This is a genomic window from Paenibacillus spiritus, from assembly GCF_008710135.1.
Lineage (GTDB): Bacteria > Bacillota > Bacilli > Paenibacillales > Paenibacillaceae > Paenibacillus_AQ > Paenibacillus_AQ glufosinatiresistens.
Map to the genome: position 1 here is coordinate 385,811 of NZ_VYKK01000005.1, position 20,676 is coordinate 406,486.

A 20,676-nucleotide genomic window follows, 5' to 3' on the forward strand; every position below is an offset into this window, starting at 1 on the left:
CAAAGTGGTAACAATTACATAGGCATAGGTTACAAAATTGTGATATATTCAGAGCTGTGAGGAATTGGTACCCTACATAGAAATTTGTCTAAGGAGGAAGAAATGAATTTGCAACGTATATGGAAAACGGCAGCCGCTGCGGCTGTCAGCCTATCCGTTCTGCTGACGGCGCTTCCAGCGCAGGCCGACCGGATTCATGTTGCCCAGGAGGGCACTACCTACTATCGTATCGCTCAAAAATACAGCGTAAAGCTGGATTCGCTGCTGAAGGCGAATCCGTCCATTGCTCCGAACAACATCTACCCGGGTCTGCGGATTGTTGTCCCGGTTGCCGAAGCCGGCGCGGCATCCCGTGAGACCCTGCCCGCAGGCGGTGCAGCCGCGCTTCATGCCCTTTCAGTTACCCCTGCGGAGAAGACGGTTGAAGCATGGGGAAAGACGTTCAATTACTCCGGAACGCTTCAAGTAAAAGCAACGGCGTATTCTTCGGCGGCAAGCGAGAACGGCTGGGGACCCATCGACTACTTTGGCAATCCGCTGAAGCTTGGCACCATCGCGGTCGATCCGAGCGTGATCCCGCTGGGTACCAAGGTGCTGGTGACGGGGCATTCCCATCCGGGACTGCCGAAGACCGCATTTGTTGCAACGGCAACCGATACGGGCAGCGCCATCAAGGGCAACCGGGTGGACATCTTCATTCCGGGAAGCCAGAGCTTCGTGTCTGAATTCGGCTTCCAGTACGTTACGCTCTACTTCATTGATTGAGCGTCTTCATCATGACCCTGAACAGCAGAAAGCTCCGTCCCATCCGGGAACGGAGCTTTCTGCTGTTACTCAGGGGCGGCACACGGAGTATCTTGGCTTACCGCTCGGGCAGATCAAGCAGTTCAGGCACTGTCACCAGCCGGTAGCCCCTGGCCCGAAGAGTTCCGATAATCTCGGGCAGCGCCTCGATCGTTCCGCTCAGGTCGCTGCCGACTCCGCCGCCCCCATGCTGAAGAACGATGGAACCTCTAGCTGCCCGGGAGAGCACATTCCGCTTGACCTGCGCTTTGTTTAGCCCCCGCCAGTCCTGGGAATCCACGTTCCAGTTGATGATCCGGTAGCCGTTGGACCGGGCCCAATGAAGCTGCTTCTCGGTAATTTCTCCGTAAGGAGGACGGATCAGTCTCGAACGGTACCCTGCCGTCCGCTTCAGGATAGCGTCTGTACGCAAAATCTGCGATCGGAACCCCGCCACCCCCATTTTGGTGAACAAAGGATGGTTGTAGGAATGGTTGCCGATGCTGTGTCCTTCCCTGATAATTCGGGCGACCAGATCCGGATGCTTCTCCGCTCTGCTGCCGACGATAAAGAAGGTCGCCTTGACCCCCGAGCGCTTCAGAACATCGAGGATGGCCGGTGTGAACCGGGGATCGGGAACATCGTCGAAGGTCAGGGCTATCTCCGGCGTCCGCGGACCGCGGGCACGAATGATCTCCGGATAGCGGCGGATCAGTTGGGACAGGGTCAGCGGCGATTCGGCCTTCTCCAGGGAAGCCGCCGGCCGCTGGCGGCCGGCCGGTTGCGAAGCGGGCGCCGGAGCCGTCTCCGAGTCCGAGGCCGCCGGAGAACGGGCACTCCACCGGGCGGCTTCGGCGCCCGCTCTCCGGGAATCGGCGTTCCCCGGGAACGGAATCAGCAGGAGCAGAGCCGCTGCAAGGATCAGAAACAGGCGATGAAGCATATTCAAGACTCCCTTCCGGCATATTCCTTGGTTTGCCCCGGCTCCGGAGGATTTATCCGCCGCGAAGAGTTCCTTACTTTTCTTAAGAGGGTGAAGAGGTGTATACTAGCGGATAGCAAAGCCGGGGACCTTACCCTATGCAAATACAATAAAAAGCCGGAAGCGGCGGAAGGATGGAGAAAACAATGGCTCAGCTGTTCACGCCTTATGAAATCAAGAACCTGAAGCTGAAGAACCGGGTGGTGATGCCCCCGATGTGCCAATACAGCGTCGTGGCCGAAGACGGAATTCCCAACGATTGGCATTATGTTCATTATGTCAGCCGTGCGGTCGGCGGCACGGGACTGCTGATCGCCGAGATGTCGGGCATTGAGCCGGACGGACGGATTACCAATCAGGACACAGGAATCTGGAGCGACGACCAGATCCCGGCCTGGAGACGGATCACGGAGGCTGTGCACAGCTACGGCGCGAAGATCGGCATCCAGCTCGGCCATGCGGGCCGCAAGGCGCAGGACGCGGAGCCGCCGGTCGCTCCGTCGGCCATCGCGTTCGACGGAAAGTCGAAAGTTCCGGCCGAGCTGTCCACCGAGGATGCCGAGCGCCTCGTTGCCGCGTACGCGGCGGCTGCCCGCAGAGCGGTGGAGGCCGGGTTTGACACGGTCGAAATTCACGGCGCCCACGGCTACCTGATTCATCAATTCCTGTCGCCGCTGTCCAACAAGCGGGAGGACCGGTATGGGCAGGACCGTCTGCTCTTCGGAGAAGAAACCGTACGCGCCGTAAAAGCCGTATTGCCGGAAGGCATGCCGCTCCTGATGCGGGTCTCCGCGCGCGAATACGTGGACGGCGGCTACGGTACGGACTATGCGGTGGAGTTCTGCTCCCGCTATCATGCGGCGGGCGTTGACGTCTTCCACATCTCTTCGGGCGGCGAAGGCCCGATCGGAGCAGGCGGACTTCCGACTTCCGGCCCCGGTTACCAGGTGGGGCTTGCGGAAGCAGTCCGCCAGGGTGCCGGTGTGCCGGTTATTGCGGTGGGCCGCCTGGAGGACCCCAAGGAGGCAGAAGCGGCGCTGGCGGAGGGACGGGCCGATCTTATTGCCGTCGGCCGCGCCATGCTGAGCGATCCGTACTGGGCGCTGCATGCCCAGGAAGCGCTCGGCGGCGTACGCGATATTCCCGAAGCCTATGTCAGAGGCGTGTGGAAAAAAGCCTGACCGATGTGAACTAAATCACAGAAATCCGGCTCCTTCTACGGCATGTTTAATAAGATAAAATTTGAAGGAGCTTGATAACGTGGGGACGGTATTGTTTAACGAGCGATTGAACGAGGGGGTGTATCATCTCCGGGTCGGAGGCGCCTACGGAGGAGCGATGGGACAATTCTATATGGTAAGAGCCTGGAGCTCTTACCCGGTGCTGTCCCGCCCGCTGAGCATTCATGACGTAGGGGAGGACGGCATCGACTTCCTGTACCATGTGGTCGGAGAAGGGACGGAGCTTCTCAGCCGTCTGAAGCCGGGAGACCCGATATCCCTGGAAGGGCCGCTCGGAACCGGATTTCCCTCCGTTCAGGGACGCGTTGCCCTTGTCGGCGGCGGCATCGGCATCGCCCCGCTGTATTACTGCGCACGGGAGCTGGGGGCGAGCGACATTTACCTGGGCTTCAGCCGCGCACCGTTCCGGACCGAAGCGTTTGAACCGTTCGCCTCGCGTCTGACCGTCGATGTCGGCGGATTGATTCTGGACCGGATCGACTTTGCGGATTACGACCATGTCTTCGTCTGCGGTCCGCATCCGATGCTGAAGGCCGCCCAGCTCAAAGGCATAGCGGCCTCCTCGTCGGGAAGCTCCTCTGCGGTCTATCTCTCGCTGGAGAACCGGATGGCGTGCGGCATCGGCGCCTGTCTCGTCTGCAGCGTCTCCTGCCGGGACGGGCAGCGCAAGGCATGTGCGGACGGCCCCGTATTCCTGTCGGAAGAGGTGATCTTCCATGACTGAAGTGAATATGAACGCCGTCATTGCCGGTGTGCGCTTCAAGAATCCGGTCGTTATGGCATCCGGCACGTTCGGCTTCGGCCATGAATACGGGCAGCGCTACGACCTGAATCTGCTAGGCGGCATCTCCGGCAAGGGTCTGACGCTGAATCCGAAGGCCGGCAATCCGGGAACCCGGGTGTATGAGACGCCGTCCGGCATGCTCAACAGCGTCGGTCTGGAGAACCCCGGCATTCCGGCCTTCCTGGAGAAGGAGGCGCCCTATTGGGCGACGCTCGACACCGCCCGGATTGTCAATCTTGGCGGCGGGACGCTGGACGACTATGTCCGCGGCGCGGAGCTGATTCAGTCCGACAACGCCCGGCGGGAGGCCGCCGGTGCCAAGGCCGTCGATATGATTGAGCTGAATATCTCCTGCCCGAACGTCAAGGAGGGCGGCATCGCCTTCGGCGTGCGCACGGTAGCGGCCCGGGAAGTCCTCCGGGCCGTTCGGGCGGCGACCTCGCTGCCGCTTGCGGTGAAGCTGTCGCCGAACGCCGAAGACATCGCCTCGATGGCGGCGATGTGCGAGGAGGAGGGAGCGGACGCCGTCTCCCTCATCAACACAATCAGCGGAATGAAGATTGACATCCGCCGCCGCGCCAGCGTTTTTCACAATCTCTATGCCGGTCTGTCGGGCCCGGCGGTCAAGCCGGTTGCGCTGCGAATGGTGCATCAGGTAGCCCGGGCTGTCCGGATTCCCGTCATCGGCATGGGCGGAATCGCCAGCGCGTCCGATATTCTGGAATTCATCATGGCAGGTGCGGCCGTCGTCCAGGTGGGGACGTATAATTTCATGAACCTGGATGCGGGACGGGACCTGGTTGCAGATCTCGAAGCGCTGATGCTGTCCGAGAATATCCGGACACTGGATGAAATTCGCGGCATCGTTTAGAATGTGGGTATAATTTAGGATAGGGAAGGGGACTGAACTTGCCTTCGCAGCGCTTTAACCCGGATGACATCACCTTGGTCGAATCCGCCGTCGGCGACGATCTGCTGCTGTTGATTACCGGCGGCGTCCGCCATATCGGGGCCTGCAGCACGGCCTATCTGGCCGATGACGGCTCCGTGCAGGTATTGACCCAAGGGCTGCCGCATCACAAAGAGCATACGATCAGCGAGTCGGTGGCGGTTCGCGCAGCGCGGGAACTGCAGACAACGGTAACCGTGGTCATGGGCATCCACTACGATAATCTGACCCGCGCCGAGATTGAAGAAGTGGTTCAGGTGGTCGGTGAACGGGTCAAAGAATATTTAGTGGGTAAAATTTGAAACGTCCAACCCCGTCCTGCGTAATACTAACCAAACGCGTTTCCCAAACTATTCTTGGAGGAATGAACCCATGTCGATTTTCAAAAGATTGCGCGATTTAACGATGTCCAACATTAACTCTATTATTGACAAGGCCGAAGACCCGATTAAGATGACGGATCAGTATATCCGCGATATGACGGAAGACCTGGAAGACGCCGAGAAGGCGGTCGCCGCCCAGATCGCCATCGAGAAGAAATTCAAACAGCTCTATGAAGAGCAGGAAGCGCTGGTAACCAAGCGCAACCAGCAGGCCCATGCAGCCGCCCAGGCCGGCAATGCGGATCTGGCCCGCCGCGCGCTGGAAGAGAAGAAGACGGCCGAAGGCAAGATGGCCGAGTACAAGACCAGCTACGACCAGAACAAGGCTTCCGCCGACAACCTGCGCGCGAAGCTGGAAGAAATGCGCAAGCAGCTCGGCCAGATGAAGAGCAAGCGTGAGACGCTGGTCGCCCGCTACAATGCGGCCAAGGCCCAGACCGAGATCAACAAGGCCATGAGCGGATTCAGCTCCGATTCGGCTACGGCCGGACTCAAGCGGATGGAGGAGAAGATGCTGCAGGCGGAAGCCCATGCCGAAGCCAGCAACGAGATGAACTCCGGACGCAAGTCGCTCGACGACGAGTTCGAGCAGCTCGGCAAGGATCAGGGCGTAGAGGACGAGCTGGCCGCCCTGATGAAGCAGTACGACAAGCAGCAATAACCGGAACCGGGAGGAACGGCCTCAATGAGCGTATGGAAGCGTATCGGCAATCTATTCTCGAAGGCTCCGGCGCCTGTAGCCGAGAAGAGCGTCCTGCAGCTGTCGCCGGGGGATATCTGCGAAGTGTCCCTCGTTACCTATGAAGTGACGGGCCGGGTCAGCAACCGCAGCCGCAACACGGTCCTGCTCACGCTTCGCGACGGGGCCGACATCGCCTATCTCCACATCGAACAGAGGGAGCAGCTTCAATTCGCGCTGTACCGCTCCATCGATGGGCGTATGGACAGTCTGACCGAGGTTCCGGCCACAATGGTGCTGGATGACGAGACTTACTATCTGGAAGAAGAATACGAAGGATACGTGGCCGTCAGCGGGCAGACGCCGTTCATGAATGCGGGAGAACAGCATGTCTGGCAGTTCCAGGCTGACAACAGCCGGCTGCTGCGAATCGAGTGGCAGAACGGCCGGTTCGTCCTCTACGAAGGCGAGAAGACAATCCCGGGCGATGTCCGGGTCATCCGGGCATCTTGACCGGAAGGCATCCGGCGTTCTAAGGTTAAGGGGTATTCCGTACGGCGTGCAGCCGGCGGGATACCCCTTTTTTGATCGTTGCAAGTAGCACTGCCAAGTCCCTAAGGAGCAGGAAGGGAGAGAAGAAGCATGGGTGAAGAGAAGGAACGGACAGGCCGGTTCGAGCGGCAGGCGCTGCCGCTAATGGAAGCGCACCGCCTGCTGATGGAACAGGCGGTGCAGGGCGGCAGCGAGAAGGTGCCGCTGGCGCAGGCTGCGGGACGGGTGCTGGCCGAAGAAATTCGGGCGTCTCATCCTTTTCCGGCGTTTGACCGTTCGGCAATGGACGGCTACGCGATCCGGGCCGCCGATACGGAGCGTTGCCAAGATGGAGAGAGCCTTACGCTTCGGATTGTCGAAGAGATTCCGTGCGGCTCGGTGGGAACGGTGCCGATTGTGTCCGGTACGGCAGCGCGGATAATGACCGGCGCGCCGATCCCGGAAGGCGCCGATGCGGTGGTGATGCTGGAGATGACCGAAACGCCGGAGACCGGCGGGAAGGACGGCGGCGGGGGAACTGTCCGGATTCAGGTCCGGGCCGAACGGGGCCAGCACATCACGCGCCGCGGTCTGGAGCTGGAGGAAGGAGAGGCGGTCCTGCTTCCCGGGACCGATATAGGTCCCGGAGAAATCGCCATGCTCGCCGCTCTGGGAATCCCGGAAGTTCCGGTTATCCGCAGACCGCGGGTAGCCGTATTCGCCACCGGCAGCGAGCTGCTGGATGCCGGCGTGCCGCTGGAGCCCGGCAAGATCAGAGACAGCAATTCGCCGATGCTTACGGCGCTTCTCTCGCAGTGCGGCGCAGAGGCTGTGCCGCTTGGCGTCATCGCCGATGATCTGGAGCAGGCTCGCAGCCGGATTCAGATGGCGCTGGAGCTGTATGACCTCGTTCTGACGACCGGGGGAGTGTCGGTGGGCGATTATGACATTATGGGCGATCTTGTGCGCGAGAGCGGCGCCGGCATGCTCTTCAACAAAGTGGCGATGCGGCCGGGCAGCGTCACCACGGCGGCTGTCCGGGGCGGCAAGCTGCTGCTGGCGCTCTCGGGCAACCCGGGGGCCTGTTACGTCGGCTTCCAGCTTCTGGCCCGCCCGCTGATCGGCCGTATGCTGGGCCGCCGGGAGCCCGATCTGCCGGAATGGAAGGCGGTGCTGGCGGAGGATTACCGGAAGAAAGGCAATTTTACCCGCCTGGTGCGCGCCCGGCTGGAAGCTAGGGAAGGCCGTCTGTATGCGGTCCCGTCAGGCATAGACGAGTCGAGCGTGACGGTCACGATCATGAAGAGCGACTGCCTGATCGTCGTGCCCGAGGATGAGACCCGCCTGGCCGCCGGTTCAGAAGTGACGGTGATTCGGCTTCCCTGAGGAGGGGATCTCCGAGAAGCTTCGGCGATAACGGACGACTGAGAACGGCCGCCAGCTTAACAGCGCCTTGCACGATTCGCCCAGAACGGCCAATCGCCCAGAACGGCGGCAGCCAAGAAGAGCCGCCGTTCATTTACGCTACTTATTATCAAATTACAACATATGAAAAATTCACACAAGGAATATCACGCTTCTTTCTCTTTCGTTATTCCCGCCGACCCTCCGCAAGAGCCGTCTTTATCACTCCGCCAAACTTGGCACAAAAAGTAAAAAGGGCGGCCGTCTTCCCGAACCGGCCCGCCCTTGTACCTTCTTGCAGCTCCGGAATCCTCCGCCATTCGAGCGCTGCTTGCCGTCCGGGTATCGCGTGCCGAAAGGCAAGCCTATCCTAGTTTCCGTTTCGCCGCTCGATGGCCTCGGACATGGTCTTGTCCGTCAGATGCGCATAGACCTCCGTGGTCTCCGTAGAGGCATGGCCGAGCTGCTCTTTGGTCTTGTAAATATCATTCTGGAGATAATAATCCGTCGCGAACGAATGTCTTAGCTTGTGCACGGTCAAAAACGGCTTGCCGAAGCGTTTGGCATACTTGATAATCATCTCTTGAATGGCCCGTTTGGTCATCCGCTTGCCTTCGGAAGCGCCGTTGGGAAGCGTGATGAAGAGGGCCTTCTCGCGTTTGGGCGTATGGTACCGGGCCTGGCGGACAGCCAGATAGGCGGACAGCTCATCCTTGGCCTGCTCGCGGAAATAGACCGGTGTCTTGAAGGTCTCATCATTGTTGCCCTTCCGGTAGACGTAGAGCAGCTTATTGTTCAGATCGAGATCGTCCAGGTTGAGGTTCACCACTTCCGAGACGCGCAGCCCGGAATTCAGGATCAGACTTGCAATGCAGGCATCGCGTTCCCGGTTCTGCAGATGGGCATAATGCGCCTGCTTGTTGCGTTCGACGTCCCGGCCGTAGCCGTCCAGAATATAGCCGACAAATTCCAGCAGTTCCTCCTCCTCCAGAATTTTGCCCTTCAGCTTGGCGGCCGTATCCTTCGGCTTGTGGATGCGTTTGATCTCAACCTTGGCCATTACATTGCGCTTGAGGAGCGGGTAGAAGTGCTCGTCCTCGGCGATCTGGCTCAGATAATGGAACAGAGAGCGGAGGGCGGACAGCTTGCGGGAGACCGTCGTCCGCGAGTTGGTTCCTTCCATTCGTGTGGTCAGGTACAGACGGTAGCCGACAATGCTGTCCATGTGGAGGCGCTCCAGATCCAGCAGTGTAATGTCGGCGTTCTTCCCGGCCTCGGACAGCCCCTCCATGCGAAGGTAGCCGAAGAAGAACTCATAATCCCGGACATACTCCAGCAGCGAAGAGGGGGAGAGGTCAGGCAGCTTGTAATCAATGAATTGCTGTACGAACCACGGAAGCGATGGAAGATGCTCTTCCAGCTTCCTGCGGTCGCTTGTTTTCTGAATGCTCACGAAGGTTCACCTGCGCTTAAGTAGAATCAGACCGATCAATCTTCATTGTATCACAGGCAGGGGCAGAGGAGAGGACGGTCCGAGACCGGGCCGCCTTGCGGCAGGAGAAGCAAAGCGCTATGATGTTTAACAGAATATGGCGAACATACAGAGGTGACTACATGGAACTCGGACTTGAACGGGTCCCCTACGAGCGCAAGACCGTGATTTCACGGCTGATGCAGTTCTATCTGTACGACTTTACCCGGTACCTCGATATCCATGTCGACCGCAGCGGGGCATTTCCCGAGTATCCGGGGCTGGAAGCTTACTGGAACAGCGGCAGCAACAAGTATCCGTACTTGATTACATGCGACGGCCATCCCGCCGGTTTTGCGCTGGTGGATCGGCTGCTGAGAAGTCCGGAGGGCGACTTTTATATGACGGAATTTTTTGTCATGCAAAAATACCGCCGCTTCGGCGTCGGCACCTGGGCGGCCCACCGGCTGTTCGATATGTTCCCCGGAGACTGGAAAGTCTCCCAGGTGCGGGCCAACACGCCGGCGCGCACCTTCTGGCGGCGCGTAATCGGAGAATATACGAACGGAATCTATGAAGAACGGTATGACCATCGTCAGGGCAACCCCAGCCAATATTTTAATACATTAAAAGTTAATAATGTTAACGATTAAAAAGGAGATGAAAGGCTTGTATTTGCCATCCTTTCAGTTGACTGGCAAGACCGCGCTGGTTACCGGCGCGGGGAAGGGCATCGGCCGGGCGCTCGCTGTCGGCCTTGCTGAAGCAGGCTGCGACGTGGCGCTCGTGTCGCGGACAATGGCCGATCTGGAACAGACGTCGGCCCTGATCGAACAAGTATCGAGCGCCCGCAGCTTCCGATATGCCGCAGATGTCAGCGACCGTGCAGCGATGGAGAAGACGGCCGCACAGGCCTTGGCCGATCTCGGGCGGCTGGACATCTGGATCAACAACGCCGGCATGAACATACGGACGCCAGCCCTTGAAGTCACGGATAGCGAATGGGAGACCATCGTCGGTACGAATCTGAAATCGGCGCTGATCGGTTCGCAGCAGGCTGCCGGCTTCATGAAAGAGCAGGGGGGAGGGAGCATCATTAATATCGCTTCGGTGGCGGGTGTGACCGCTCTGCGGACCGGGGTCGTCTATGGAGCGACGAAAGCCGGGATAATTCAGATGACCCGGAATTTGGCGCTGGAATGGGCGCCTTACGGAATTCGGGTCAACGGAGTGGGGCCATGGTATTTCAAGACTCCGCTGTCGGAGAAGGTGCTTGCGGACGAAGCGTATCTGAGCCGCATTCTGGACCGGACACCGATGGGCCGGATCGGTGAGCTTGGCGAACTGGTCGGTCCCGTCGTGTTCCTGGCATCCGAGGCTTCGTCCTACATGACGGGCCAGACTTTGATTGTTGACGGGGGAATGAGCATCTTCGGCTTTTAGCAACTAAATATAATAAATATTATGTAAACTTAATCTACTGTATATCCCGGTTATCACCCCCGATTGAAACCCAAAGATTGACTTTTGAATTTAGAATAGGCGATTTCCGTGCCAACAAAACAAAATTTCAACATATGAAAAATTCAAAATAGAAAAATCCATTCCATCCTCACCCGCCGCCACAATTCAGCAAACGCAACCAACGAACACCGAACCCCTTAAACCCGTGAAAAAGCGAACCCTGCCAGGCCCGCTTCTGCTTCAACCAGAACCGCATATGTAAAAAGGGTATGCCAGGACAATCATCCTGCGATTGTGTCGCAGGGCTGTTCCTCTTTCGCTTCCGCGGCTTCTCGCGCCATCAGCCGGCGGTGAGCCAGCCACAGCAGCGGAAGACCGAGCGCCGTTGTAATTGCCAAGGGGATGAAGAGCGCCGGGCCGCTGCCCGCGCCGAACTGATCGAGCATCATGCCTCCCATTACCGGAGCCAGGACGTAGCCGAATCCGTTGAAACCGATCGTGCCGAAGTAGGTGCCTTTCCACTGCGGTTTGGCGATCCGGTCGATCAGCATGTCCATCATGGTGAAGATCAGCACCTCGCCGACGGTGAACACGACAACGCCTGCCATCAGCAGAGCAACTCCCTGAGCCGCTCCGAACATCAGCATGGAGCCGCAGATGCACAGATTGCCGATCATCAGCGGCACCACGGGTGGAAGATTGCGCGTGCTGCGAACAAGCGGGAACTGGACAACCAGCACAATTACAGCGTTAAGGGAGAGCATGTAGGAGAACAGCTTCCCGCCGTTGGTGAAATGCGGACTGAGCACCAAATACTGCGACATGGTTGAGCCGAAATGCGCATAGCCGAGAACGCAGAAGACGGTCCCAAGGAGCACCGGCAGGAAGACCGGGTCGCGTCCGGTAATCGCCATGGCTTCCCGGAGGCGGGGCGCTTCAACCCGTTCCGGCACAGGAAGCGTATCCCGGTTGCGCGAGAATTGGAAAATCAGAACGAGTCCATAGAGCACATAGACGATGCCGCCCAGAAGAAACGGGAAAGTATTCTCCGTTGACCCCAGCTGAGCCCCCACCAAGGGACCAAAGACCACCCCGATATTGATCGCCGCATAGCGCAGATTGAAGATCAGAAGCTTCTTGTCAGGAGAGGTAATGTCGGAGAGCAGCGCCCGGGAAGTCGGTTCGAACAGCGCCCGGCACAGACCGTTCAGCGTGTTGACGACGAAGAACATCCACAGAACCGTCGAACCCGAGAAAGCGACGAATACGGAGGCCCAGCCGAAGATAGAGAAGAGCATGACTTTCTTGCGTCCGATAATATCTGAGATGTACCCCCCGTAGAAAGAGACCAGAACGCCTGCGAGGGAGCTGACTGCGATGGTCATCCCGGTCTGTGTGGTGGATGCGCCCAGATGGCGAACCAGGTAGATGGAGAGAAAAGGAATGCTCATGGATGAGACGAGACGGCCGAACAGCGTCCCGAGAATAATGGTCCAAGCCAGGGGGTGAATCCCCCTAAGATGGCTTTTCATGGCTACCTCCTTTGAGATTAGAAGAAATTTGGAAGATCAGGGATTGTAAACCTAATGTAAACCTCGCTATAATTGTACCTGATAAAAGGGGAAGGAAAAGTGTAAGGAGCATTCATTCCTTTTCACCTTTAAGGATTTCGAAGGAGGAACGCCATTGGACCCGGGAATTGCCCACTATCTGCGTCTTGCCGACCTGCTGGAAGGTTCGGAAGCCGAACCGGAGGGTTGTCCGGTTACGATCGAGCAGTTATCGGACTTCCTCTACTGCACGCCGCGCAATGTGAAATTTATACTTCGCAAAATGGAGGAGCGCGGCCTGATTGCCTGGCGCCCCGGACGGGGAAGAGGTAACCGATCGCGGTTGCAGCTTCTCAAGAGCCGGGAAGACGTGCTGGAGGGAAGCCTGGATCAACTGCTGGCCAAAGGGAGAATGAAAGAAGCGGCTGAGCTGATCGGCCAAATCACGGAGGAAGTTCATCTCCGGGAGCGCCTGTGGCGGCGCCTCAGCTCGGAAATGGGCTTCCGCAGCGAAGCGAACGTCTCCGCCGAACAGGATGTGCTGCGGATGATGCGCAACCGAAGGCTGGAGAAGCTGGAGCCGGGCTTTCTGTTCACTGCCTTTGAAGCCTATCTGCTGAGCCAGATTTGCAGCACGCTTGTGGTTTACAACGGACAGAGAAACGGCTTCGAGCCGGGACTGGCGCATACGTGGGAATCAGCCGAAGACGATCGGATCTGGACCTTTTACCTGCGCAAAGGGGTCAAATTTCACCATGGCCGCACCTTCTTCGCCCGGGATGTCGCCTTCACAATTGAACGGCTTCGGGATATGGGAAGTCCGGCCTTCTGCCACTATGAGGACATCGAGGAGATTCGGGAAGAGGGAGACTATACGGTCTCGTTCCGTCTTCGCCGGCCCAACCGCTTCTTTCTTCATCTGGTTGCCTGCTTTCACCTCGTTATTGTCCCGCATGATGCCGATTTTGCGAGAAAGCCCGTAGGGACCGGACCGTTCCGCATTGCGCATCTGGATGAGGATATCCTGTCTCTGACCGCATTTGATACATATTACGGCATGCGGCCGCTGCTTGACCGGGTGGATATCTGGTTTCTCCCCGACCAACATACCCATACCCGGTTCTACAATCTGCCCGGGGACGAGGAGAAGGCGGATGCGGGCGACCTGCTGGCGGACGGGCTGTACGGGAGCAGCGTCGATTATCCGGCGCTCGGCTGCCGGTATTTGCTGTTTAATATGCGCAGGGAGGATATTCAGCGCAGCCGGGAACTCAGGGAAGCGATTGCGCTTCTCTATCACCCGCAGGGTCTGATCCGGGAGCTGGGCGGGAACCGCTATTTGCCGGCTGCGAGCTTCTTGCCGTGGAAGAGCCGGGCGTTCGTACTGCCGGAAGAATCGCCGGAACGGGTAAGAGAGCTGCTGCGTCTGGCCGGATACCGGGGTGAGCCTGTGTCGGTGGGCTTCAAAAACAAGCAGAGCGAGCTGGAGGAGATCGCCTGGCTTAAGCGCCGCAGCGAAGCGGTCGGCCTTCGTCTGGAGCCCGTACCGCTGCCGGCCCATCTGCCGGAGGAAGCCATTTTGGAGACGGATATGCTCCTGTCTGAAGAAGTGCTGGAGGATGACTGGCAATGGGGCCTCCTGAACTTCTACCGGGGCGGGGGCAACCATTTCAGCCTGCTGATTGACGATGAAGGAAGCGGACTGCTGGAGGAGCTGTTCCGGGACTTTTGCCAGAAAGAAGAAGGAGCGCGAATCGCCGTGCTGGACGCTGCCGAAGAGCTGGCGCGGGAGAACCGGTGGCTGGCCTATGGCTGTCACGTCAACAAGAAGGCGCAGCTCAGCGACGGTCTGCTGGGATTGTCTCCGGGCGCGTTCGGGTTCATGGATCTCAGCAAGCTGTGGGTGAAGCGCTCTTCATCCAGGACTTGACGGAAGGGTCGTCTATCTTGTAATGTAAGGGACAACAAATTCATACCGGCGATGACAGAGACATGATATCCGGCCAAGGGCCGTTCCAGAGAGAGAGGCGAACGCTGCAAGCTTCTTACGGAACCGGACGGATGTTACCCCTCTGAAGCCGTGGCTCTGAACCCGTCTTCCCGTGAAGACGGCGGTAAGCCCCACCGACCGATCCCCGATACCGGATTCCAATGAAGGGCCTTCCGCGTGCATGAATCTGCCTGCCGAAGCGCCGAATTAGGGTGGAACCACGAGCGCAAGCGCACCTCGTCCCTTCGGACGAAGTGCGCTTTTTTGCGATGACACAAGGTTAGGATGACGAAAGGAGGAAGTCGCAGTTATGGAAATTTACGTAGAACTGCCGGGATCGGGGAATGGAAAGGTGGAGCGGGGAACGACGGCGGGCGTAGCTTTGGGCCTGCTCAAGCCGGGCAGCCGCAAGACGGCGGTAGCGGCCCGGGTGAACGGAGAGCTGACCGATTTGGCCTCTCCGCTTGAGTCGGACAGCCGTCTGGAGCCGGTCCCGGGAGACAGCCCGGACGGACGTGAGATCTGCCGCAGAAGTGCTGCCGTCCTGCTCGCGCAGGCCGCTGCCGCTCTGTACGGAGACCGCAGCCTGCAGGTGGCGGAGATGCGGGTCACAGAGGACGGTTTCGTCGTCGATCTCCATTTGGACGGCAGTCTGTCGGAAGCGGACCTCCGCGAACTGGAAGCGCAGATGCGAAGATTGGCGGAAGCCAATCTGCCGATGATCGGGCAGAAGGTCAGCCGGGAGGAAGCGGCCGCCTTCCTGGAGACCGGCGGACAGACGCTGAGGCTGGAAGCGCTGCTTCAGGACCCGGAGAAGAACGCGGCCGGTCTGCTGTATCAGCACGAAGACTTCGCCCTGCTCTGCCGGGGGCCGCTGCTTCCGAGAACAGGGATGCTGAAGGCGGTCAAGCTGCTGGGCGTAGCCGGCGCGTATTGGCAGGGAGATGCCAAGCGTCCGATGCTGCAGCGCATTCACGGCACGGCGTATTCGAGCGGAGCCGAGCTTGCCGGGCACCTGCAGCGGCTGGAGGAAGCCAGACGGCGGGATCACCGCAAGCTTGGACGCGAACTTGAACTGTTCCTGTTCTCGGAGGAAGCGCCGGGCATGCCGTTTTATCTGCCGAACGGAATGGTGCTCCGCCAAGAGCTTCAGAACTTATCCCGCCGCCTGATGCGCCGGTCCGGCTACCAGGAAGTGCTGACTCCGCTGATGATGAACAACCGTCTGTGGGAGAAGTCGGGGCATTACGATCACTACAAAGCGCATATGTACTTTACGAACGTCGATGAAACGCCGTATGCGCTCAAGCCGATGAACTGTCCGGGTCATATGCTGATCTACAAAAGCGCGCTGCGCTCCTACCGGGATCTGCCGATCCGCCTGGCGGAGTTCGGCCAGGTGCACCGCCATGAATTCTCCGGCGCTCTGGGCGGCATGACCCGGGTGCGTTCTTTCTGTCAGGATGACGCCCATCTGTTCGTTGCCCCCGGTCAGATTGAGGAAGAGATCGCTGCAATTATCGCGCTGATCGGAGAGGTGTACGATCTGTTCGGACTCTCCTACCGGGTTGAACTGTCCACCCGGCCCGAGGATTCCCTGGGCTCGCCGGAGCTGTGGGAGCAGGCCGAGCAGGGCCTGCGCCGCGTCCTGGAACGGATGAAGCTGGACTACCGGCTGAATGAAGGGGACGGCGCCTTCTATGGACCGAAGATCGACTTTCATCTGCAGGATTCGCTGGGCCGAAGCTGGCAGTGCGGGACGATCCAGCTGGATTTTCAGATGCCGGAGAAATTCGATCTCGCCTACATCGGCGAGGATGGAGAAAGGCATCGTCCGGTAGTCATTCACCGGGCGATCTATGGAGCGCTGGACCGGTTCATCGGCGTGTTGACCGAGCATTACGGCGGAGCTTTTCCGGCATGGCTGTCACCTGTGCAGGCTGTGCTCCTGCCTGTATCCGTCTCGACCGGTGACTATGCGCATGCGGTGCAGGTTAAGCTGGAGAGGGAGGGCATCCGGACGAAGCTGGACAGCCGGTCCGAGAAGATCGGATACCGGATCAGAGAGGCGGCGCTTCGTCAAACACCGTATATATTGATAATCGGAGAGAAAGAGAAGGAATCAAATTCAGTCACCATCCGGCTCCGCGGCGGGGAGAGCCTGGAGCTGCTTCCGCTTGACTCAGCCGTGAAGTTGATTGCGGAGGCGGCTCGGCCGGATCATTCATCTCGAATTTAAAGAACAAAAAAGCCGCTGCGCATCCGTACATGCGCAGCGGCTTAGCCGTGTCTAAATGGAGTTAAATCATTTTAAGGGTCAGCAGCATGCGATAGATCAGCAGCGCGCTCTCGGCCCGGGTCGTTGTTTTGCCGGCTTGAAGAGCAAATTCTTCAGCCTGTGCTCTCAGGACCCCCGCGTTCAACAGCGTTGCAACAGCTTCACTGGACCAGGCTTTGTAGCCCGAACTGGCTGGAAGTGCGGCGGAAGGAGCGGAAGCGCCGGGTGAATAATTGGCATATGCCAGGGCGTTGCTGATGATGCTGACCATTTCCTGCTGCGTAATCGTCTGATTCGGCCGGAACGTGTTGTCCGGATAACCTTTCAGCAGCCCTGCCTGTACAGCAGCAGATATCGGGCCTGAGTACCAGGCGGCGGACGCAACATCCTTGAACCCGCCACTGCTACCGGCGAACAAAGACGGATCCAGTCCGAGCGCTTTTACCAGCAAAGATGCCGCTTCTGCCCGGGTTATGGTACCCTCCGGCTTGAAGCTGCCATCGGCGTAGCCGGCAATGACTCTTCTGACGCCCAGCTTGCCGATTGCATTGCTGGCGAAGTGAGAAGAAGGCACATCGGTAAACGAAGCGTCTCCGATTACTGCGGCATAGGTCGAGTTGCCTTGACGGTAGGCAGTCACCTTGATCTTGTCGCCTTCTCTGACAAAGGTAGCCGGAACAGTTATCCATTCACCCGAGGTTTCATCAACCATTACAGCAGACAAGTTGTTCTCCGTTACGCCATTCTGGACCGGAAGATAGAATACATGGCCAATATATTGATTGACGCTTGTATACTCCATATTATTGTGGCCGTCGGCTGACATCTTCGTAAGCGAATATCGATAAGGCTGACCGGCTAGATTCAAGGAGGATTTGCCCAAAAGGGTCCGTATGGATTCGCTCATGGAAGCGCTAGCGGCAGATACGGTCAACGACAGCGAAGAACTGTTATCGATTCCCATATTCATAAGAATACGAACGGGCAGAATGAGGCCTTTATCGGTACCTTGAATATCAATAACGGCTGATTTATCTCGGCCGGAAATCTTGTCAAGCTGGGATCCCTTTACGGTTAGAGTCATGGTCTCAGCAGATTCGACAATCGGAATGACAAGTCTGTTGTCGTTGCCGGACCATTTGGATAAAGCGGCACTGAGCGCTTCATCACTGAGAGTTGCCGTAACTATGGTAGGGAAATTGGGGATTTTCACAAGGCTGGTTATGGCTAATTTGCCGTTTGAATCGGCAGTTTTGCTCGGGATTCCAATAGTAGAACCACCACCGCCGCCGCCGATACCTCCACCGATACTGCCACCGCCGCCACTGCCTCCTCCTCCGCCAGCGCTGCCCCCTCCCGGGTTGCCGCTGAATGAAGCTTTGTACTCGACATAGACATAGAAACTTGGCAAAAGCGGAGGTGTCGTGACGGAGACCACCACCAGCGGATAATTATTATTCAGCGTTAACCCATTAAATAGAACAGAACTGGCAGCGGCTCCAACCTTCAGCTCGCCCAAGAGTTTTCCCTGATAATCGTACAGATTAACCTGATCACCGGGAGTCAAGCCCTTGACCTCCACCTGATCAGGTCCGCTGGCATTGTTGGTCACCGTAATTTGCGAAAGATCAGGGGTCTTGGACATACGGTCCAGAACTTCGGTGATCATGCTGTCGGGAGCTTCTATCCCCGCATCGTCCGCCAGTACGACTCCAAGCGCGTATGCACCTTGAGGAATCGGAGTACCTTGCGGAATGTCGAACTGGTAAGACGATTTGCCTCCGTTCAGTACGGCAAGGGGTTCGCCAATGAAGCCCTCATCGCCAAAGAAATAAATCCGATAGGTATAGGAAGGCGAATTATCGCGGGCGGCTCCAAAGGTAACCCTTCCGCCAATGCTATCCTTCGATGGATCGGAATCAAATAAAGCAAGGTCCTGGACAAAGTAATCATCCGCTTCCCAGATATGGGTCATGCGCTCTAAATCGGTTCGGACAAAATCCCCATCAGCATTGGAAATCACGGGAATTACGCCGATCTTTACAGGTCTCTGACTTAGGGAAGCATAGATCTTCGTCAAAAAGGAACCGTCAGACTGGCGGTTACTGTTATATGCATACGCGCTGTACCGGTCAACGCCCTGGGCGTCATAGAGTTTGATGATGTAATAAGATGCCGACAGGGCGGCAACTCCGGGTTCAAAGTATACGGCGCCTTCGAAGTGGAGCGGATTGGAATTGTCGTCATAGGCGTACAGGTGGGACGGAGCTAAGTTTTTCTGGACATTGTCGCGCATTTCTTCAAGATTTCCATAGTGAAAGATATGGGTCTGCGGATTCGAAGCATCCCAGTTAAAGGTTCCGACAAGCATTGATCCATCGCCGAGCAGAAGCCCTGAGGTGATTTTGAAAGGAGGCGCATACAGTTGCTGGAAGGTATCCCGGTCGTAAATTCCTTTCATCCCCAGCACGATATCTTCATTGGCATCCAGAATCACATCGCGCTCATACGTATTGGGGCCGTATTTATATTCACCGTACTTTACGGAAAGCTGCTCCGCCGAATAGCGGGCTCCACCGTAATAGACATAATTGCCGTCGTGGATCGCTTTCTGTCCCGAATTCGCCAGGTAGGAGCTGGACTCGATCACTCGATTATTATGGGTGTCCCACTTGCTTAGACGGTCGGACTCACCAATCCACAGCCATTTGTCGTCCGGTCCCGCCGACAATTTCGGGGAGTACTGGAAGTAGGAACTTAGAATCGCGTAGGTAGAGTCCACGACTCCCAAGTGCTTGTTCCGGGCTACAGTTGAAGAATAGTAGACCTTATTCCCGATTAAGGCGATATTCTCGGTCTGCTCACCGACCTCGATAGGTTGAATGCGGGCCATGAATTCACTTTCGTTGCGGGTATCAATCTTCGCAATATAAGAAGAGCCATATAGTGAAATATAGAGCACGCCGTTCTTCATGACGATATCCGTCGGCTGCGAACCGACAAAACGGTCTGCGACAATCTGCATTTGTTCCGTGTCGATTTGCAGCAGGCGATTGGATGACCGAGAGATGGCGTATACATACCGTTCTCCTTCTCCGGCAGCCCATGCCGTAATCTCCTGGTTCAAGTCAATCCGGCTATCTGTGGAGGAGTAGGAGACCGCTTGTGGATTTGACGGCGGCATAAAGGCCATCCGGCTAATCGAGCTATCCCCGGACCCTACCTTATATACATTCCGGGCTGCGTCCACCTGAATGAGAGAGTGTCCGTTCCGTCCGGAAGACGAATAGACTTTCACTTGCTCGTCCCGGGTGTAAATATCACCGTTGTTAAGGTAGACGTAGCCCGAGTCCAGTGCAGCGACCGATCCGCCTCTCCACATTTTCAGAATGCTGTGATCGGATGGATTGAGGGAATAGACACCATAGAACAGAGTCCCCTCCTGATAGAGAATACCGCTGTCATATCCCCCAACCGGCTCATAGGTCCAAAGCTGTTCTCCATAGACCGAAGAATAGGCGGATACCTCACCCTGCGAAATGCCAATGGATCCTACGAACAGCCGGTGATTCTCGCGGTCTATTGCAAGGCGGGGGCTATAGATATTGCGTGAGCCGATAATGGTATCCGACAAATTGGTTAGATTCAGCAGCCGAATGTTGCACCATTGGTCGCCGTTCGAATAGAACAGCGAGTTGCCGTCGACGGCAACTACTGTAGGTCTATCTTTCGTCACCCAATTCCGGCTAACCTGCCGGGTATCCAGGTTGACTTCGGCAATCAGGGTAGCCCCGCTCAAAGCTACGTACAATTTATTTCCCTCTTGATCCATGTCGGTCGGCTGCGACCCTACGGCAAGCTCCTTTACAACCGACATGGAGACCGGGTCGATGAACAAAAGCTTGTTCTTGCCGGGAATGGTGGCATAAATCACCTTCCGGCTCTCATCCAAAATCATGTCTCGGATCGGTGATCCCACATCCAAGGTTGCTTCCGTGGCCGCCGGCTCAGCCGATGCCACACGGCCTCTTTCTGTCCCTCCCCACGGTGCAATCAGCGAAATGCACATCGCGATAAGGCTGGCATAAATCCATTTCTTCTGTCTTTTGCGATACATATGTATCCCCTTCCCCCAAGTAAGTGGTGCTCAAATCCTATCATATCGTGCAACCACCAACTGGAAATAG

Annotated in this window: 16 protein-coding genes; 12 read left to right on the plus strand and 4 right to left on the minus strand. The window is 57.5% G+C overall.

The genetic code is table 11. The features are described 5' to 3' along the window. The first annotated feature begins 102 nt into the window (after nucleotides 1-102). Nucleotides 103-765: a 3D domain-containing protein gene (locus F4V43_RS06300; RefSeq protein ID WP_150457379.1), complete on the plus strand. Its 663-nt coding sequence runs from the start codon at nucleotides 103-105 to the stop codon at nucleotides 763-765. A 97-nt stretch (nucleotides 766-862) separates the two neighbouring features. Here the strand turns inward: F4V43_RS06300 and F4V43_RS06305 are convergent, their stop codons facing one another. Continuing rightward, on the minus strand, nucleotides 863-1,726 hold the full coding sequence (locus tag F4V43_RS06305) for a polysaccharide deacetylase family protein (RefSeq protein ID WP_150457380.1): 864 nt from the start codon (nucleotides 1,724-1,726) through the stop codon (nucleotides 863-865). 185 nt (nucleotides 1,727-1,911) lie between these two features. Here F4V43_RS06305 and F4V43_RS06310 point away from each other — a divergent pair, with 185 nt between their 5' ends. The 7 genes from F4V43_RS06310 (at nucleotide 1,912) to glp (ending at nucleotide 7,718) form a co-directional block, all read left to right on the plus strand. Further along, entirely contained in the window at nucleotides 1,912-2,946 is a 1,035-nt protein-coding gene (locus F4V43_RS06310; protein ID WP_150457381.1) for an NADH:flavin oxidoreductase/NADH oxidase, read from the plus strand. A 79-nt stretch (nucleotides 2,947-3,025) separates the two neighbouring features. Continuing rightward, the gene (locus F4V43_RS06315; protein ID WP_150457382.1) at nucleotides 3,026-3,730 is read left to right on the plus strand and encodes a dihydroorotate dehydrogenase electron transfer subunit; all 705 of its coding nucleotides are present in this window, start codon (nucleotides 3,026-3,028) and stop codon (nucleotides 3,728-3,730) included. Next, a complete protein-coding gene (locus tag F4V43_RS06320) occupies nucleotides 3,723-4,661 on the plus strand; it encodes a dihydroorotate dehydrogenase (RefSeq protein ID WP_150457383.1) in 939 nt (312 codons plus the stop codon). Before F4V43_RS06315 ends, F4V43_RS06320 begins: the two co-directional genes overlap by 8 nt. Before the next feature lie 38 nt (nucleotides 4,662-4,699). Continuing rightward, entirely contained in the window at nucleotides 4,700-5,041 is a 342-nt protein-coding gene (locus tag F4V43_RS06325) for a hypothetical protein (protein ID WP_150457384.1), read from the plus strand. Between the two features lie 70 nt (nucleotides 5,042-5,111). Continuing rightward, nucleotides 5,112-5,783, plus strand: a complete 672-nt coding sequence (locus F4V43_RS06330) for a PspA/IM30 family protein (RefSeq protein WP_150457385.1) — start codon at nucleotides 5,112-5,114, stop codon at nucleotides 5,781-5,783. 24 nt (nucleotides 5,784-5,807) lie between these two features. Further along, a complete protein-coding gene (locus tag F4V43_RS06335) occupies nucleotides 5,808-6,314 on the plus strand; it encodes a DUF4178 domain-containing protein (RefSeq protein WP_150457386.1) in 507 nt (168 codons plus the stop codon). A gap of 129 nt (nucleotides 6,315-6,443) precedes the next feature. After that, on the plus strand, nucleotides 6,444-7,718 hold the full coding sequence (gene glp / locus F4V43_RS06340; RefSeq protein ID WP_150457387.1) for a gephyrin-like molybdotransferase Glp: 1,275 nt from the start codon (nucleotides 6,444-6,446) through the stop codon (nucleotides 7,716-7,718). A 388-nt stretch (nucleotides 7,719-8,106) separates the two neighbouring features. Here glp and xerS read toward each other — a convergent pair whose 3' ends face one another. Next, complete coding sequence (gene xerS / locus F4V43_RS06345; protein ID WP_150457388.1) at nucleotides 8,107-9,189, minus strand: tyrosine recombinase XerS; 1,083 nt, start codon at nucleotides 9,187-9,189, stop codon at nucleotides 8,107-8,109. Nucleotides 9,190-9,350: 161 nt separating this feature from the next. Here xerS and F4V43_RS06350 point away from each other — a divergent pair, with 161 nt between their 5' ends. Continuing rightward, on the plus strand, nucleotides 9,351-9,860 hold the full coding sequence (locus F4V43_RS06350; protein ID WP_150457389.1) for a GNAT family N-acetyltransferase: 510 nt from the start codon (nucleotides 9,351-9,353) through the stop codon (nucleotides 9,858-9,860). Nucleotides 9,861-9,876: 16 nt separating this feature from the next. Continuing rightward, nucleotides 9,877-10,650, plus strand: a complete 774-nt coding sequence (locus F4V43_RS06355) for an SDR family NAD(P)-dependent oxidoreductase (RefSeq protein WP_150457390.1) — start codon at nucleotides 9,877-9,879, stop codon at nucleotides 10,648-10,650. Nucleotides 10,651-10,952: 302 nt separating this feature from the next. On the opposite strand, the gene F4V43_RS06360 is transcribed toward F4V43_RS06355, so the two are convergent. Further along, complete coding sequence (locus F4V43_RS06360) at nucleotides 10,953-12,203, minus strand: MDR family MFS transporter (RefSeq protein ID WP_150457391.1); 1,251 nt, start codon at nucleotides 12,201-12,203, stop codon at nucleotides 10,953-10,955. Nucleotides 12,204-12,357: 154 nt separating this feature from the next. On the opposite strand from F4V43_RS06360, the gene F4V43_RS06365 reads away from it, so the two are divergent. Next, nucleotides 12,358-14,151, plus strand: a complete 1,794-nt coding sequence (locus tag F4V43_RS06365; RefSeq protein WP_150457392.1) for an ABC transporter substrate-binding protein — start codon at nucleotides 12,358-12,360, stop codon at nucleotides 14,149-14,151. Nucleotides 14,152-14,521: 370 nt separating this feature from the next. Next, a complete protein-coding gene (thrS, locus tag F4V43_RS06370; protein ID WP_150457393.1) occupies nucleotides 14,522-16,450 on the plus strand; it encodes a threonine--tRNA ligase in 1,929 nt (642 codons plus the stop codon). 61 nt (nucleotides 16,451-16,511) lie between these two features. On the opposite strand, the gene F4V43_RS06375 is transcribed toward thrS, so the two are convergent. After that, complete coding sequence (locus tag F4V43_RS06375; protein ID WP_150457394.1) at nucleotides 16,512-20,606, minus strand: S-layer homology domain-containing protein; 4,095 nt, start codon at nucleotides 20,604-20,606, stop codon at nucleotides 16,512-16,514. Between the last annotated feature and the right edge of the window lie 70 nt (nucleotides 20,607-20,676).